Consider the following 14,682-nt stretch of genomic DNA (forward strand, 5'->3'; position numbering starts at 1 on the left):
TCGCGCCGCTCGACCGGCCGGCACCGGTCCCGCCCCTGACCGACCACGGGGCCGTCGTCACGACTCCGGGTCCGTTCCCGCGAACCCGCAGAGCTGCAGTGGAGGAGTGTGCCGTGATCACGGTGTTCCTGGTGGACGACCACGAGGTGGTGCGGCGGGGTGTCGCCGACCTGCTGGACGCCCAGGACGACCTCGAGGTCGTGGGCGGCGCCGGGTCGGTGGCCGAGGCGTTGGCGCGGATCCCGGCGCTGCGCCCGCAGGTGGCCGTGCTGGACGTCCGGCTGCCCGACGGGACGGGGATCGAGCTGTGCCGGGAGCTGCGCTCCCGCATGCCGGAGCTGGCCTGCCTCATGCTCACGTCGTTCACCGACGAGCAGGCGATGTTCGACGCGGTGCTGGCGGGGGCCTCGGGCTACGTCATCAAGGACGTGCGGGGCAACGACATCGTCAACGCGGTGCGGGAGGTGGGCTCCGGGCGGTCGCTGCTGGACGGCCGCGCCGCGTCGGCGCTGATGAACCGCTTCCGCACGCGCACCGAGGCACCGGACCCGCTGGCGGAGCTGACCGCCAAGGAGCGGGAGGTGCTGGGCTACATCGGCGAGGGGCTGACCAACCGGGAGATCGGTCAGCGGATGTTCCTCGCGGAGAAGACGGTGAAGAACTACGTGTCGGCCCTGCTCGCCAAGCTGGGGATGCAGCGGCGGGTGCAGGCGGCGGTCCTGGCCAACAAGGTCAAGAGCGAGGAGACCGGGTGACGGCGGGCGCCGCGCCCGGGATCGTCGTCGGACTCGACGGGTCGGAGGGCTCGGACGCCGCCCTCGACCACGCCTGCGACGAGGCCGCGCTGCGCGGCCTCGCGCTGACCGGGGTGATCGCCTGGACGCCGCCGGATCTGTGGATCACGTCGCAGGGTGTGGTCCCGGACGCCCACCACCTGCACCAGGCCGCCGTGGAGGTCGCGCGGAGCCAGGTCGACCGTGTCCTCGCCGCGCGGGCGGCGCGCGGCGCGCCGACGCCGGAGGTCGTCGTGGAGGCGGCGTCCGGCCCCGCGGCCGTGGTGCTCGAGCGCTACGCCCACCGCGCCGCGATGCTCGTCGTCGGCCATCGCGGGCGCGGCGCCGTGGCGAGCCGTCTCATCGGCTCGGTCGGCCTGAGCTGCGTGGTGCACGCCCCTTGCACGGTGGTCGTCGTCCGCCCGCCCGCCGCCTGACGCCTCACGCGCCGTCGGCCGCGGCCGCGAGCAGGCGCAGCTCGTCCCCCGTCCGGACCCGCGGGACCAGTGACGCGCGCCGCCGGTGCGGCGGACAGGGCCCCACGCGCCCGATCGGCGGGACCGTCGGCCCGGGACCGGGTGCCGCTCGTTCCTGCCGCCGGCCCGTCCCGGACCCGAGGCTCGCGGCGACGCCGCGCGCGAGACCCGAGGAGCACCCATGACCTTCGACGACCGCGACGACGCCGGGCACCGCCTCGCGCGGCACCTGCGCCACCTGGCCGGGCAGGACGTGGTGGTCCTCGCGCTGCCGCGCAGCGGGGTCCCGGTCGCCGCCGTCGTCGCCCGCGCCCTGGACGCGCCCCTGGACGTCCTCGTCACCCGCACCCTCGGGGTGCCGTTCCAGCCCGGGGTCGCCATGGGCGCGATCGGCGAGGACGGAACTCGGGTGCTCGACGAGGACGTCGTCCGTGCGGTCGGTGCGGGCGAGGCGGAGCTGACCGAGGTCGAGCGCCGGGAACGTGTCCTGCTCGAGCAGGCGCTGCGCCGCTACCGCTCGGCGCGGACCCGTGAACCCCTCGCGGGCCGGGTCGCCCTGATCGTCGACGACGGCGCGGTCGCCCCCGCGACCGTGCAGGTCGCCTGCCGGATCGCCCGCGCGCGGACCGCGGCGCGGGTCGTCGTGGCCGTCCCGGTCTGCGCCGACGACGCCCTCGCCACCCTCCGCCGGGATGCCGACCAGCTCGTCGTCATCGATCGGCTCCGGCAGTTCCACGTCGTCGGCGAGGCCTACGCGGACTACCCGCTCGTGGACGACGACGAGGTCGTGGCGCTGCTGTCCGGGAGCGACGCGGTCCGGCGGGTCCGCCCGCTGGACGGGGAGCCGACGGCGACGATCGCGGTGGACGTGGACCGCCTCCGCGTCCCCGGGCACCTCACGGTCCCGGTGGACGCGCGCGGGCTGGTCGTGCTGGCCGCGGCGAGCGGCAGCAGCCGCTTCGACGCCCGGCAGCGCGCGACGGCCCGGGCCCTGCGGGCCGCCGGGCTCGCCACCCTGGTCGTCGACCTGCTCACCCCGCGTGAGGAGATCGTGCGAGACTGCGTGTTCGGCACCGACGTGCTCGCGACCCGCCTCGCCGGCGTGGTCGCCGACACCCGGCGGCGCGACGTGTGCCGGGACCTCCCGGTCGGCGTCCTCGCCGAAGGGGCGGCCGCGGCCGCCGCGCTCGTGGTGGCGGCGCGGCGCACCGACGTCGCCACGGTGGTGTCCTGCGACGGCCGGCCCGACCTCGTCGCGCGGTGGCTCCCACGCGTCACGGCACCCGTCCTGCTGGTGGTCGGCGACCGCGACCCCGCGCTCGCCGACCGCCATCGCGACGCGCGGGCGGCGCTGGGCGGGGACAGCCGGCTGCGCGTGGTCACGGGGTCGGGGCGCACGGAGACCACCGACCTCGCCGCGGACACGCCGTCGCCGCTCGACCTCCCGACCCGGCCCGTCGAGCTGGCCCGCGAGTGGTTCGTCCGGACCCTCTCCCGGTCCGCCGCCCCGTCCGCGCCACCCCTGGCGGTGGCGCCGTGACCGCCGGGCCGGACGGGACCCGGCGGCGCGCCACGAAGCGGTCCGCGAGGACGCCGGGCCGGTCGCCGCGCCCGCGCCGCACCGTGACGTTCGCCGACCGCGCCGACGCCGGACACCGGCTCGCCCGCCGGTTGACGCACCTGCGGGACGCCGACCCCGTCGTCCTCGCGCTCCCGCGGGGCGGGTTCCCGGTCGCCGCCGAGGTGGCCCGGGAGCTCGGGGCACCCCTCGACGTCGTCCTCGTGCGCAAGCTCGGCGTGCCGTTGCAGCCGGAGCTCGCGATGGGGGCGGTCGGCGAGGGCGATGTCCTCGTGCTCAACCCGGCGATCGTGGACCACGCCGGTGTCGGGGAGACCGAGCTCGCGGAGATCGTCGCGCGGGCACGGGACGAGATCGCCCGGCGCCGGCGGCGGTTCCGGCCGGACCGGGACCGCGTGCCGCTGGCGGGCCGCACGGCGCTGCTCGTCGACGACGGCATCGCGACCGGCGCCACGGCGCGGGCGGCGTGCCGGGTCGTGCGGGCGCAGGGGGCGACGCGGGTCGTGCTCGCGGCGCCCGTCTGCCTCGCGAGCACCGCGGACGACCTGCGCGCCGAGGTCGACGAGCTGGTGTGCCTGGAGACCCCGGAGGAGTTCTTCGGGGTGGGCATGTCCTACGCGGACTTCGCGCAGGTCACGGACGACGAGGCGGTGGAGATCCTGCGACGGGCGATGCCGCCGCCGCGCCGCGGGGCGTGAGCCGGCGCGGTCCTCACGGTGCGTCGGCGCCGCCCGACGCCTCGACCGACCCGGCGTCGGCGGTCGCCGAGCCCGCGACCGCCTCGGTGACCGCCCGGGTCACGCCGCTCGCGTCCCCGGCCCGGGTGCGCAGGGCCGCGGCCATCGCGCTGATCAGCTCCGTGACCGCCTCCCGCAGCTCGGGGTCGGCGACGAGGCGGGGGTCGGCGTGCTCGAGGGCGTGGCGCAGGTCGTCGGAGAACATCGAGAAGATGGAGGTGATCGCGGCCCGCCCGCGCGGCGTCAGCTCGACGAGGAGACGGCGCCGGTCCCGCGGGTGAGCACGCCGTGACACGAGGTCGGCCTGCTCCAGGCGGTCGAGCAGGGAGGTGGCGGCTGCGGGGGAGAACCCGGCGCGGGCGGCGACCACCGACGGCGACTGGGGTCCGTCGTGGAGGAGGTGCCCGAGCACCGCGGCCTCGGTGGTGCTGACACCGACCGCGGCCGCCATCGTCCGGCGGTAGCTGTCGGTCGCGACGATCAGTTCACGGACGCGGCGGGCCAGTTCGTGCATCCGGATCGACTCCGACGGTCGCGGACGGGGCTCGCACGACCGTAGCCGTTCCTCCCGCCGTGGCCCCATCCGTGTGGTCGACGGGGATCGGGACCAAGGTCTCTGGCGCCGCGCGCGGCGCGGGGCACACACTGCGCGTCCGTCGCGGACCGTCCGCCCGGATCGTTCGCGCGTCGGACGATCGCGCCGTCGGACTGCTCGGCGAAGATGCGACGGACGGTGTCTGCCCGTGGCGAGCGCCCGGTCCCTAGCGTCATCACCACCCCGGCGGGTCCACGACGTCCTGATCCCCCGGGGACCTGCCGCCGGTGGTCGAGCCCCCCGAGACCACCGGCGGCTCCCCCTCTCACGACGGGATCGTCGGATGTTCCTCGAGATGCACGGCATCGACTGCGCCCACTGCGCCCGGACGGCCTGGGCCTGGGTCGACGACCGTCTGTGGCCCTGCGGCTGCCCAGCGGCCGCCCTCGGTGCGGACGCCGAGGCGCCGGCCCTCCTCGTCCCGCGACGGGCCGTCCCCGCGAGGCCCCGGCCGGCCCCGGGCACGGCCGTGCCGGCATGAGCGCCTCGAGCGGCGGGTCCCCCCTGCCGACCCCGCCGCTGTGCGAGCGCTGCTGGTTCCCGGTCCGCCCGGGCGAGCCCGTGCGGCGGCGTCTCGTCCGGTCGCCGGACGGGGGCGTGGAGGCCGGCTGGGAGCACGCCGGCGCCGGCGTGCCGTGCACCCCGCAGCAGCCGGTCGTCGAGGACGCCGCCTGACCACCGTCAGGGCCGGTCACGGCCGGTCAGGGCCGGAGACGCCCCATCTCCTGCTGGATCCGCTCCTCGGTGACCGGGTCGGGGCGGTAGACGTCCCAGGCGTTCGCGGCGAGCCCGACGCCCCACCCCAGGATGGGGAAGATCGGCCAGAACAGCGCCGCTCCCGTGAACGCCCAGATGACGACGAGCATGCTGTTCACGAGCACGTAGACGAGCACGTGGGTGCGGAAGTCGGCGCGCTTGCGCAGCCGTGTGATGGCCCGCTCGCGCAGCTCGTCCGGTGACGGGTCCGACGTGCTCCCACCGTCGCCGTCGGTGCGCTGGTCGTGCGTGGTCATGGGGGTCTCCTCTCCTCCTGGCGGCAGGTTGCGGGCGTCCCGTGGAGCGGAGCAGGGTCGCAGGGTCCGGCCGTGCGCGCGGCTCGTCGTCGCGGCCCGGGACCAACGGCCCGCGCACGGTGCCCGCTCGGGCCGTTCGGCGGCGGATCTGGGCCGGAGAGCCCCTGGTCCGGGCCGCGGCGAGCGGTGGGCTGACCGTGAGGGCGTCCGCTCCGGGCGCCCGACCGGTCGAGGAGGAACCGTGCTCGAGAAGATGACCGACGTCCCGCCCGAGATCGTCGCCGTCCGCGCGGCCGGGGTGCTCACCCGCGGGGAGTACGACGCGGTCGTGCTGCCGATGCTGCAGGAGACCGAGGGCACGGAGCGCCGGATGCGCGTGCTCTGCCAGGTCGAGGACGACTACACCGGGCTCACCCCGCCCGCCCTGTGGGAGGACCTCCGTCTCGGCGTGCGCGCGATCGGGCGCTTCGCGGCGTGCGCGGTCGTCACCGACATCTCCTGGATCCGCACCGCGAGCCGTCTCGCCGCCTTCGCGGTGCCCTACCCGCTGCGGGTGTTCGGCCTCGCCGAGCGCGAGGACGCGGTGGCGTGGCTGCTCGCGCAGCCCGAGGCGGCGCACATCCGGACGCGGACCGACCCGGGGACCGGCGTGGTCGTGGTCGAGGTCGACCGCCCGCTGCGGACCGCCGACATCGAGGCCCTGGCCGCCGCCGTCGACGGCGAGCTGGCCTCCACGCCGGAGCTGCGCGGCCTGGTCCTGCACGCCCCCGGCGTGCCGGGCTGGGAGAACGTCGCCGCGCTGTGGCGCCACCTCGGCTTCGTGGCGGGCCACCAGCGCCGTCTGCGGCGCCTGGCGGTCGCCGTCGACGGCAGGGTGCCGTCCGTCGGCGCGACGATCGCCGACCGGGCGCTGCACCCGGTCGTCCGCCACTTCCCCTCCGCGGAGCTGGACGCGGCGATCGCCTGGGCCGCGGCCGAGGACGCGCGGCAGGACGGCGAGGTGTCGGCCGGCGCCGGCGGCTGACGGACCGGGACCGGAGGTCCCCGCGGGCGGGGACCCTCGGCCCGTCGTTCGGCCCTGCCGGTGCCCGCCCGCCCGCCGGACCGTGGTCGCGAGCGGGGCGCCGACGGGGCCGCGGCCCCCCCGAGGACGGGAGACGGACATGTTGCGCAGGATCCCGGGGCTCCCGGACCGGATCGCGGCGTTCGACGCCGTGGGCCGGATCTCGGCGGACGACTACGCCGCCACGGTGGAGCCGCTCCTGACCGAGGCCGAGGGGGAGGGGCGCCGGCTGCGGATCCTGGTGCGGATGGGGCCGGAGTACGAGGGCTTCACCGCGGGTGCCGTGTGGGGCAAGGCCGAGGCGTGGATGCGCCACCCGCGGCTGTGGCGCTCCATCGAGGGCTACGCGCTCGTCAGCGACATCGGGTGGGTCGACGAGTTCGCCCACCTCGCGAGCTTCCTCGTCTCCTTCCCGATGCGGGTCTTCGGCCTGGACGGCTTCGACGAGGCCGTCACCTGGCTCGCGGAGCTGCCGCACACCGCCGGCGCGACCCACGACGAGGGCCCCGCCCCGGCCGCCGCACCGTGAGGCGCGGCTGACTGCACGGCGCCGCCGACGACCCCGGGAGGACGACGTTGAGCACCACCGCCGAGCGACCGGCGACCGGGGTCGTGCGGCCCCTGGGGGACCTGCGCGCCACCGACGCCGAGGAGGTCGGGGGCAAGGCCGCCCACCTCGGCGAGCTGATCGCCGCGGGCCTCCCGGTGCCCGACGGGTTCGTGCTCCCGGCCGACGGCTACCGGTCCGCGATGGAGGCCGCCGGCGTGCGCGCCGCCCTGGCCGACGGCCACGCGGAGGCGCTCACGGCGCCGCCCGACCGCCTGCCCGACCTCTGCGCGGCGCTCGCCGACCGCGTCCACGCGGCGGGGATGCCGCCGGCGCTCGCCGAGCACGTCCACGCGGCGTGGAAGGCTCTCGGCGAGCCCGTGGTCGCGGTGCGCTCGTCGGCGGTCGGCGAGGACGGCGCGCAGGCGTCGTTCGCCGGCATGAACGCCTCCTTCACCAACGTCCGGGACGGCGACGAGCTGGCCCGGCGGATCGTGGACTGCTGGGCGTCGCTGTTCGGCGCGCGGGTCGTCGCCTACCGCGCGGCCCGCGGGTTCCGCAGCGAGCCGGCCATCGCGGTCGTCGTGCAGGCGATGGTGCCGGCCGACCGCGCCGGCGTCGCCTTCACCGCCGACCCCCGCACCGGCGAGCGCGGACGCGTGCTGATCGAGGCCGCGCTCGGCCAGGGCGAGGTGGTGGTCGGCGGCACGGTCGAGCCGGACACCTACGAGGTCGACGCGGAGGGCCGGCTGCGCGCGATGCGGGTCGGCACCCAGACCCACGAGGTCGTGCGGGGACCCGACGGCGCCGACGTCACCGTGCCCCTCGACCCGGCTCGCGGCACCGCACCCGTCCTGCACCCCGACGAGATCGTCGCGGTCGCGGCCCTCGCCCGGCGGGTGGAGGCGCACTACGGGCGGCCGCAGGACGTGGAGTGGGCGTTCGCCGGGGAGCGCCTGTGGCTCGTCCAGGCCCGCCCGGTCACGACCGGCCTCGACGTCGGCGCGGGCGACCGTGCCCCGGTCCTGCTGCGCGGCCTCCCGGCGGCGCCGGGTCGCGGCAGCGGGCCGGTCCGGGTCCTGCGCACCGCCGAGGAGGGCGCCGCGCTGGCGCCGGGAGAGGTGCTGGTCGCCCCGCTGACCAACCCCGACTGGTTGCCGACCCTGCGGCGCGCGGCGGCGATCGTCACCGACACCGGGGGCGCGACGTGCCACGCCGCGATCGCCGCGCGCGAGCTCGGGGTGCCGTGCGTCGTCGGCACCCGTGACGGGACGACCGTGCTGACCGACGGCCGGGTCGTCACCGTCGAGGGCAGCACGGGCGAGGTCCTGGCCGGCGTGGTCGCCGGGGAGGGCACCGCGGACGGCCTCGGGGCGGGCGTCGTCGCCACCCGGCCCGGAGGCGTGGTGGCGCGCACGGGGACGGACGTCGCCGAGGTGCCCCCGGCGGCGCCGGCCGGCGAGGCCCCGGCCCTCGGCACGGAGGTCCACGTCAACCTGGCCCTGCCCGAGGCCGCGGAGCGCGTGGCGGCCCGACCGGGCGTCGACGGCGTCGGGCTGCTCCGGGCCGAGTTCCTCCTGACCGCCGCGCTCGGCGGCGTGCACCCGCGGGAGGTGGTGGCCCGCGGGGAGCAGGAGGCGTTCGTCGACCGGGTGGCCGCGTCGGTCGGGACCATCGCCCGGGCCTTCGCCCCGCGCCCGGTGCTCTACCGGACCACCGACCTGCGCAGCAACGAGTTCCGGGGCCTGGTCGGGGGCGACCGCCACGAGCCGGTGGAGAGCAACCCGATGATCGGCTTCCGCGGGGCCTACCGCTACCTGCGCGAGCCGGAGGTGTTCGCCCTCGAACTGCGCGCCCTCGCCCGCGTCCGGGAGCAGTCGCCGAACGTGCACGTCATGCTGCCCTTCGTCCGGACCCGCTGGGAGCTCGAGGCGTGCCTCGAGCTCGTCGACGCCGGACCGCTCGGCCGGGAGCGGGGCCTGCAACGGTGGCTGACCGCCGAGGTGCCCTCGGTCGTCCACCGGCTGCCGGAGTACATCGCCGCCGGCATCGACGGGGTCTCGATCGGCAGCAACGACCTCACCCAGCTGATGCTCGGCGTCGACCGGGACAGCGAGCGCTGCGCCGAGGTGTACGACGAGGGCGACGCCGCGGTGGTCGACGCCATCGAACGGATCATCCGCACCGCGCGCGATCGCGGGGTGCCGACGTCGCTGTGCGGCCAGGCGCCGACGCGCCGGCCGGAGTACGCCGAGGTGCTGGTCCGGGCCGGGATCGACGCGGTGTCGGTCGACCCGCACGCCGTCGACGCGGTGCGGGTCGCCATCGGCCGCGCCGAGCGGCGCGTGCTGCTCGACGCCGCGCGGGGCCGGGGCTGACCCCGGGCCCTCCGACCCGCTCCCGACCCGTCCGCCCGGGGCGGTCGACCGGGTCCGAGGACCCTGCCGCGCGCCGGCCGGTCGGGACACCGTCGCCGCATGACTCCCCACGCCACGGACCACCGCGTCCCGCACGGCGGACCCGCCGCCCGCGTCGCCCCGTGCGTCGTGAGCGACCTGGAGACCGACCTGGAGGCGGGCGGGTCCCGCCCGGGGCCATGAGACGCCGCGACGTCGCCGCCGGCCTCCTCGTGCTCGCGGCGGTGCTGGTGTGGCTGCTGGGCACCACGACGGTGCTCGCGCCGTTCGACGGGGTGCGCGGGTCGGCGCTGCTGGTCACGGCGCTCGGCGTGGCGGCCGAGGTCGTCGGTGGGGCGTGGCGCGGCCGGATCTCGCCGGCAGCGATGCGGGGCCCGGCCGCGCTCGGCCTGGTGACGGCGATCGTCGCCGTGGTCACGGTGGTGTCCGGCAGTCCTGCGGGCCTGTTCGTGCTCGTGCTGCTGACGGTGGTGCTGTGGATGCTGGCGACGCTGCGCCACCTGACGGGTCCGCGGTAGCGCCGCGCTTCAGGAGTCGGTGTCCGCGCCGTCCGTCCGGGCGGTCGCTGTGGGCTCGGTGGGCTCGGTGGGCTCGGTCTCGGTCGGCTCGGTCGGCTCGGTCGGCTCGGTCTCGGTCTCGCTCGGCTCCGTCGGTGCGGTCGGTGTCGGTGCAGTCGGTGTCGGTGCGGTCGGTGCGCTCGGGGTGGGGCGCTCCGTGGTGGACGGGGCCGACGGGGTCGATGGGGTCGCGGACGGGCGGGTCGCGCGCGGCTCGCCGGGTTCCCCGGTGGTCGTATCGGCGTCGGCCGGCGCCGGCTCGACCGCCCCACCGGGGGCCGACGATCGGGTCGCGGCGACGGGGGAGACGTCCGCGGTCCGGGGGGTCGCCCGGACACTCGTCCGTGGGTCCGGCGCGCTCGGCCGGTGCGCCGTGGTGCTGCTCGGCGCGGCGACGGCGGGGCGACCGGGCGGGGCCACGAGGGCGGACCCGCCCGGGGCCGGGTGCCCGAGGAGGGCCCCGGCCGTCGACGCGCCCAGCACGAGCCCGCCGAGCACCGCGACCGCACCGATCGCGCGGGCGAGGCGGCGCCGTGCCCGCAGGCTCGTCGCGGCGACGTCGGGGCCGCCCCGGGACGCGGCCGTGATCGCGGCCAGCGTCGAGGCCACCTCGACGGCGTCGGGACGCTGCTCCGGCGCGACCGCCGTCATGCGCCGGCCCAGCGCCCGCAGGGCGCGTGCGCCGGGCGAAAGGGGCCGGCGCACGGGGGCGTCGAGGAGCACGCGGCCCAGCGCGTGGACGTCGGCGGCGGGACCGGTGTGCCCGGTGGCCTGCTCCGGTGCGCGGAAGGGGGTGGCGTCGGCGAGCCCGGACCACTGCTCGACCAGGCCGGCGACGCCGCACTCGGCGACGACCGGGTGGCCCCCGCCGAGCAGGACCCGGGCCGGGGTGAGCGCCCCGTGGACCGCACCGCGACGGTGCACCTCGGCGAGGATGCCGGCCACGGCCCGGACGAGGTCGGCGAGCTCGGGCACCGTGCAGCGCGTCGCCAACCGCTGCTCGAGCGTCGGCCCCGGGACGCGCTGACAGACCAGGAAGAGCTCGCCCGCGTGCACCCCGCCGTCGTAGAGCTCGGCCAGCCCGGGCCGGTGCAGGTGCAGCCGGGCCGTCGGCGCCGCGGGCAGCATGGGCTCGCGGTCGGTGCCGGGCGCGGGCGCGACGAGGACGAGGGCGACCGCGCGTTGCAGGCGCGTGTCCCACCCCTCGTGCACGCGCCGCCGAGGGTCGGCGGTCAGCAGATGCCCGAGCCGGTAGCGGTCGCCGACGAGGGAGGCGTCGGCGGTCGCCGACTCCGTCGCGGCCGGCTGCTCGACCAGGTGCACGACGAGCCCCCTCACGATCGGTGCCGGCGAGCGTGGCCGGGCGTCGGAGGGGGCGACACGGTCGCCGGCACCCTCCCGGGCGGGACGGGATACCGGGCCAGGGCAGGCCGTTCGTCCCTGGAGGCACACCCCGGCCCGCCAGAGCATCGGCCCCGGAGGTGGAGATCATGGCAATCACCCGACGAGCGCCCATGACCTCGGGCGACGTGTTCCGGCAGTTCGACCGCATGTTCGAGGACTGGATGCGGGCGTTCCCCGCCCGTGCGTGGGACCGGCCGGCGCTGCAGGCTCCCGAGGAGATCATCAAGGTCGACGAGTACCGCGAGGACGGCGACCTCGTGATCAAGGCGGAGATCCCCGGCATCGACCCGGAGAAGGACCTGCGCCTGACGATCGACAACGGGATCCTCGACCTGCGGGCCGAGCGCAGGATCACCGAGGACACCGAGGACAAGGGCTACCACCGGCACGAGCTGCGCTACGGGACGTTCGCCCGCCGGCTGCCCCTGCCGGAGGGGGTGGATCCGGCGGGCGTGACCGCGTCCTACACCGACGGCATGCTCTCGGTCCGGATCCCGATGCCGGCGCTGGAGAAGGGCCCCGAGCCCACGACCATCCCCATCGAGAAGGGCTGACAGGCCGCGCTGCTCCGGGGTCGGGTCGCCGATCGGCGGCCCGACCCCGGCGTGCGCCGGCCCCGCACACCTGTCAGGTCGCCCCCGCCCGGCCCGGGGCGTCGCGGGGGAGGTCGCCGGACAGATCGCGGCGGGCGGCGTCGAGGACCACGTCTCCGGTGCGGTCGTCGACGAGCGGGCCGGCGTCGACGAGCGGGCCGGCGGGGAGCCCGCCCCCCGGTCGGACGGCGAGGCGGTGCGGCCGCCTGACCTCGTCGTCGCCGATCCCGACCCGCTCCGCGGTCCGGTGTTCGAGGTGTTCGAGGTGCTCGAGGCGCGCCTCCACCCGCCGCACGAGCTCGACCAGGTCGTCGAGGCGGCTCAGCACCGCGTCCACCGCCGCTGCCGCGTCCTTGTCCATCTCCGACCACCGCTCTCCGCCGACTACAGGTAGGGCGCCGACGCCGGCCGGGCCTCGCGCTGCTGGTTCGCCTCCTGCCGCAGCCGCTCGAGCTGCGAGCGCTGGGCCACCTGCTCGGCGGCGAACGCCATCTGGGCACCCTGGAACAGGCCCTCCAGCCACCCGACGAGCTGGGCCTGGGCGATCCGCAGCTCCAGGTCGCTCGGCACCTCGTCGGCGGGCAGGCCGACGTCGAGGGCCCGGAGCTCCGCCCGCAGCTCGGGCCCGAGGTGGGCGACGAGCTCGTCGACGGCGTGGGTGCGCAGGTCCCGGACCCGCTGCCGGGCACCGTCGTCGAGCGGGGTGTCCCGGACCTCCTCGAGCACCTTGCGGATCATGGTGCCGATCCGCAGGAGCGGTCCGGCGTCGATGACCTCCCGCTCGGGTCCCGCGGCGGGCTCGGGCCCGGCCCGCACCGCACGCGGCACGGACGGGGCCGCGGCGGCCGGCGGGGCGCCGTCCCGGGACCAGCGCCGGGTGTCGTGGACGACGGGACCCGCGACCGGCGCGCCCGTGGCGGCACCCGCGGCCTCGCCGTGGGCGTCCGTGCCCTGGTCCTCGCTCCGGCTCGTGACCACGTCTCCTCCAGGCGTTCGTCGACCGCTGCGAGCCTCCGCCCCGCCGCGGGCCCGGGACCAGGGGCGGACGGCCCCTCCTGCCGGGACGTCCCGGCGTCACACCGCGACCGGGCGCCACGGCCCGGGCGGCCGCGCCGGGCGGGGGCCCCGGCCCGTCATGCGCCCGGCTCCCGGCGAGGCCGCCGCGGGCCCCCGTGCCACCACCAGTCCGGTGGTGGCGGCGCGTCGGGCGCCGGGACCCGTCGTGGCGTCGTGTCCGAGGGGGTGGCGGGCGGGCCGGGGGAGGACGTCGCCGCGTGGCGGAGGAGGTCCTCCACCTCGGTGCGGGAGACCGTGCCGATCACCGTGCCGTCGTCCACGACGACGAGCCGGCCCTGCGGGACCGCGAGATCGCCGAGGAACCGGGCGAGCGCGTCGCCCGGACGCACCGTCGTCAACCGGGACGCCGGTACGGGCGCGGGCCGACGGGCGCGCCGGTCGTCACGGCCGCCTCCGAGGAGCCGGAGCCTCGCCGGCGGCACGTAGCCCGCCGGCTCGCCGGCCGGATCGGTCAGCAGGACACCCGCGATCGCGGCGCGCGGTGTGCCCGCCGCCGCGACGAGCGCCGCGGGGGAGCCGTCCGCGGCGACGACCACCGGCGCGGCCGTGGCGGCCTCGCCGACGGTGATGCCGTCGAGGGCGCGCCCCTGCCGGGCACGGCGCTCCTCCTCGACGGCGGCCACGCCGACGAACCAGCCGATGAGGGCGAGCCACAGCCCGCCCGGGCCCGCCCCGAGGGCGAGGACGACGCCGCCCGCCACGAGGAGGGCGGCGAGCACCCGGCCGGCGTGCGCCGCGGTGATCGCGGCCGCCCACCGGTCGCCGCGCCGCGCCCAGAGCGCCGCCCGCAGCACGCGCCCGCCGTCGAGGGGTGCGGCCGGCAGGAGGTTGAACACCGCCAGCACGATGTTCACGAGGGCCAGCTCGGCGAGGACCGCGTGCACGAGGTCGGCCACCACCGGCCGCGTGAGCACGGCGACCAAGCCGAACAGCCCGGCCAGCGCCGCGCTGACCACGGGCCCCACCGCCGCGATCCGCAGCTCCGGCCCCGGTCGCTCGGGCTCGCCGCGCATGCGGGTCGTGCCGCCGAGCAGCCACAGCGTGATGCCCTCGATCCCCACGCCCGAGGCTCGCGCGACCAGCGCATGGGCCACCTCGTGCGCGAGGAGCGACGCCATCAGCAGGAGCGCGACCGACACCCCGGCGAGCGCGTACGCGAGCGAACCCTGCCCGGGCGCGAGCAGCGGGAGCTCCGAGCGCGCCATGACGATCGCGAGCAGCGCGACGATGCCCAGCACGCTCCAGTGCGCGGCGACGGGCACGCCGGCCACGCGGCCGAGCGGGACCATCCCCGGGCCGGGCCGTGGGTGCCGGCGGGCGTGCCCGGCCGTCACCGCACTCACGGACGCGGCCAGGGCATCGGGCCGTCCGCCGCCGGGGCGCGGTCGCCGGAGCACAGCACGTCCGCCGGGGCGACGGCCGTCACGGCGTCTCCTCCGGGGCGAGCCGGAGCAGGCCGATGGGGTTGCCGTCCGGGTCGGCGAACATGGCGACCTCGCCCCGCTCGCCGATCGACGCCGGACCCATGATCCGGCTCCCGCCGAGCTCCTCGGCGCGGGCGAGCGACTTCTCGAGGTCGTCGACGCGGACGTACACCGTCACCCACGGCGGCACGCCCTCGGGGGTCTGCATGATGCCGCCCCCGATGCCGGCGGCCGTGCCGGTGGAGACCAGGCTGTAGCCGTGCTCCTCGGGCGTCACCGACCAGCCGAAGAGCTCGCCGTAGAAGCGGCGGGAGCGCGCGCCGTCGGCGCCGCCGATCTCGAAGTGCAGGACCGGGCTGCTCATGGCGTCTCCTCGTGCGTGGTCGTGGGTCGTCGCCGGCTCGTCACCGGCTCGTCGCCCTCCACG

17 protein-coding genes are annotated in these 14,682 nt (G+C 77.6%); 10 read left to right on the top strand and 7 right to left on the bottom strand.

Annotated features, from left to right (window positions below):
• Positions 1–113: 113 nt before the first annotated feature.
• From PH190_RS11975 to PH190_RS11990, 4 genes are all read left to right on the top strand, one after another.
• Positions 114–755 carry a response regulator transcription factor gene (locus tag PH190_RS11975; protein WP_274231738.1) on the top strand — a complete coding sequence of 214 codons (642 nt, stop codon included), beginning with the start codon at positions 114–116 and terminating at the stop codon, positions 753–755.
• Complete coding sequence (locus PH190_RS11980) at positions 752–1,210, top strand: universal stress protein (protein ID WP_274231739.1); 459 nt, start codon at positions 752–754, stop codon at positions 1,208–1,210. The genes PH190_RS11975 and PH190_RS11980 overlap by 4 nt, the downstream gene beginning before the upstream one ends.
• 220 nt (positions 1,211–1,430) lie before the next feature.
• Positions 1,431–2,789, top strand: a complete 1,359-nt coding sequence (locus PH190_RS11985) for a phosphoribosyltransferase family protein (RefSeq protein WP_274231740.1) — start codon at positions 1,431–1,433, stop codon at positions 2,787–2,789.
• Positions 2,786–3,526, top strand: a complete 741-nt coding sequence (locus PH190_RS11990; RefSeq protein ID WP_274231741.1) for a phosphoribosyltransferase — start codon at positions 2,786–2,788, stop codon at positions 3,524–3,526. Before PH190_RS11985 ends, PH190_RS11990 begins: the two co-directional genes overlap by 4 nt.
• 13 nt (positions 3,527–3,539) lie before the next feature.
• Here the strand turns inward: PH190_RS11990 and PH190_RS11995 are convergent, their stop codons facing one another.
• On the bottom strand, positions 3,540–4,079 hold the full coding sequence (locus PH190_RS11995) for a MarR family winged helix-turn-helix transcriptional regulator (protein ID WP_274231742.1): 540 nt from the start codon (positions 4,077–4,079) through the stop codon (positions 3,540–3,542).
• A 558-nt stretch (positions 4,080–4,637) separates the two neighbouring features.
• Between PH190_RS11995 and PH190_RS12000 the strand changes: the two genes are divergently transcribed.
• Positions 4,638–4,835: a hypothetical protein gene (locus PH190_RS12000; RefSeq protein ID WP_274231743.1), complete on the top strand. Its 198-nt coding sequence runs from the start codon at positions 4,638–4,640 to the stop codon at positions 4,833–4,835.
• Positions 4,836–4,861: 26 nt separating this feature from the next.
• Here PH190_RS12000 and PH190_RS12005 read toward each other — a convergent pair whose 3' ends face one another.
• Positions 4,862–5,173 (bottom strand): 2TM domain-containing protein, encoded by a 312-nt coding sequence (locus PH190_RS12005; protein ID WP_274231744.1) that lies wholly within the window; start codon positions 5,171–5,173, stop codon positions 4,862–4,864.
• Between the two features lie 241 nt (positions 5,174–5,414).
• Here PH190_RS12005 and PH190_RS12010 point away from each other — a divergent pair, with 241 nt between their 5' ends.
• From PH190_RS12010 to PH190_RS12025, 4 genes are all read left to right on the top strand, one after another.
• Positions 5,415–6,197 carry a SpoIIAA family protein gene (locus PH190_RS12010; RefSeq protein WP_274231745.1) on the top strand — a complete coding sequence of 261 codons (783 nt, stop codon included), beginning with the start codon at positions 5,415–5,417 and terminating at the stop codon, positions 6,195–6,197.
• A gap of 139 nt (positions 6,198–6,336) precedes the next feature.
• Positions 6,337–6,765 (top strand): SpoIIAA family protein, encoded by a 429-nt coding sequence (locus tag PH190_RS12015; RefSeq protein WP_274231746.1) that lies wholly within the window; start codon positions 6,337–6,339, stop codon positions 6,763–6,765.
• Positions 6,766–6,812: 47 nt separating this feature from the next.
• The gene (ppsA, locus tag PH190_RS12020) at positions 6,813–9,161 is read left to right on the top strand and encodes a phosphoenolpyruvate synthase (RefSeq protein ID WP_420791634.1); all 2,349 of its coding nucleotides are present in this window, start codon (positions 6,813–6,815) and stop codon (positions 9,159–9,161) included.
• Between the two features lie 218 nt (positions 9,162–9,379).
• On the top strand, positions 9,380–9,718 hold the full coding sequence (locus PH190_RS12025) for a hypothetical protein (RefSeq protein WP_274231747.1): 339 nt from the start codon (positions 9,380–9,382) through the stop codon (positions 9,716–9,718).
• Between the two features lie 9 nt (positions 9,719–9,727).
• Here PH190_RS12025 and PH190_RS12030 read toward each other — a convergent pair whose 3' ends face one another.
• Positions 9,728–11,095, bottom strand: a complete 1,368-nt coding sequence (locus tag PH190_RS12030) for a serine/threonine-protein kinase (RefSeq protein ID WP_274231748.1) — start codon at positions 11,093–11,095, stop codon at positions 9,728–9,730.
• Positions 11,096–11,271: 176 nt separating this feature from the next.
• On the opposite strand from PH190_RS12030, the gene PH190_RS12035 reads away from it, so the two are divergent.
• A complete protein-coding gene (locus PH190_RS12035; RefSeq protein WP_274231749.1) occupies positions 11,272–11,715 on the top strand; it encodes an Hsp20/alpha crystallin family protein in 444 nt (147 codons plus the stop codon).
• A 73-nt stretch (positions 11,716–11,788) separates the two neighbouring features.
• Here the strand turns inward: PH190_RS12035 and PH190_RS12040 are convergent, their stop codons facing one another.
• The 4 genes from PH190_RS12040 to PH190_RS12055 form a co-directional block, all read right to left on the bottom strand.
• Positions 11,789–12,115 carry a hypothetical protein gene (locus tag PH190_RS12040; RefSeq protein WP_274231750.1) on the bottom strand — a complete coding sequence of 109 codons (327 nt, stop codon included), beginning with the start codon at positions 12,113–12,115 and terminating at the stop codon, positions 11,789–11,791.
• Between the two features lie 23 nt (positions 12,116–12,138).
• The gene (locus PH190_RS12045) at positions 12,139–12,732 is read right to left on the bottom strand and encodes a proteasome activator (RefSeq protein WP_274231751.1); all 594 of its coding nucleotides are present in this window, start codon (positions 12,730–12,732) and stop codon (positions 12,139–12,141) included.
• A 155-nt stretch (positions 12,733–12,887) separates the two neighbouring features.
• On the bottom strand, positions 12,888–14,174 hold the full coding sequence (locus PH190_RS12050; protein ID WP_274231752.1) for a site-2 protease family protein: 1,287 nt from the start codon (positions 14,172–14,174) through the stop codon (positions 12,888–12,890).
• A 79-nt stretch (positions 14,175–14,253) separates the two neighbouring features.
• Positions 14,254–14,619, bottom strand: a complete 366-nt coding sequence (locus tag PH190_RS12055) for a VOC family protein (protein WP_274231753.1) — start codon at positions 14,617–14,619, stop codon at positions 14,254–14,256.
• Positions 14,620–14,682: the final 63 nt, after the last annotated feature.

It is taken from the genome of Actinomycetospora straminea (genome assembly GCF_028737255.1).
Lineage (GTDB): Bacteria > Actinomycetota > Actinomycetes > Mycobacteriales > Pseudonocardiaceae > Actinomycetospora > Actinomycetospora straminea.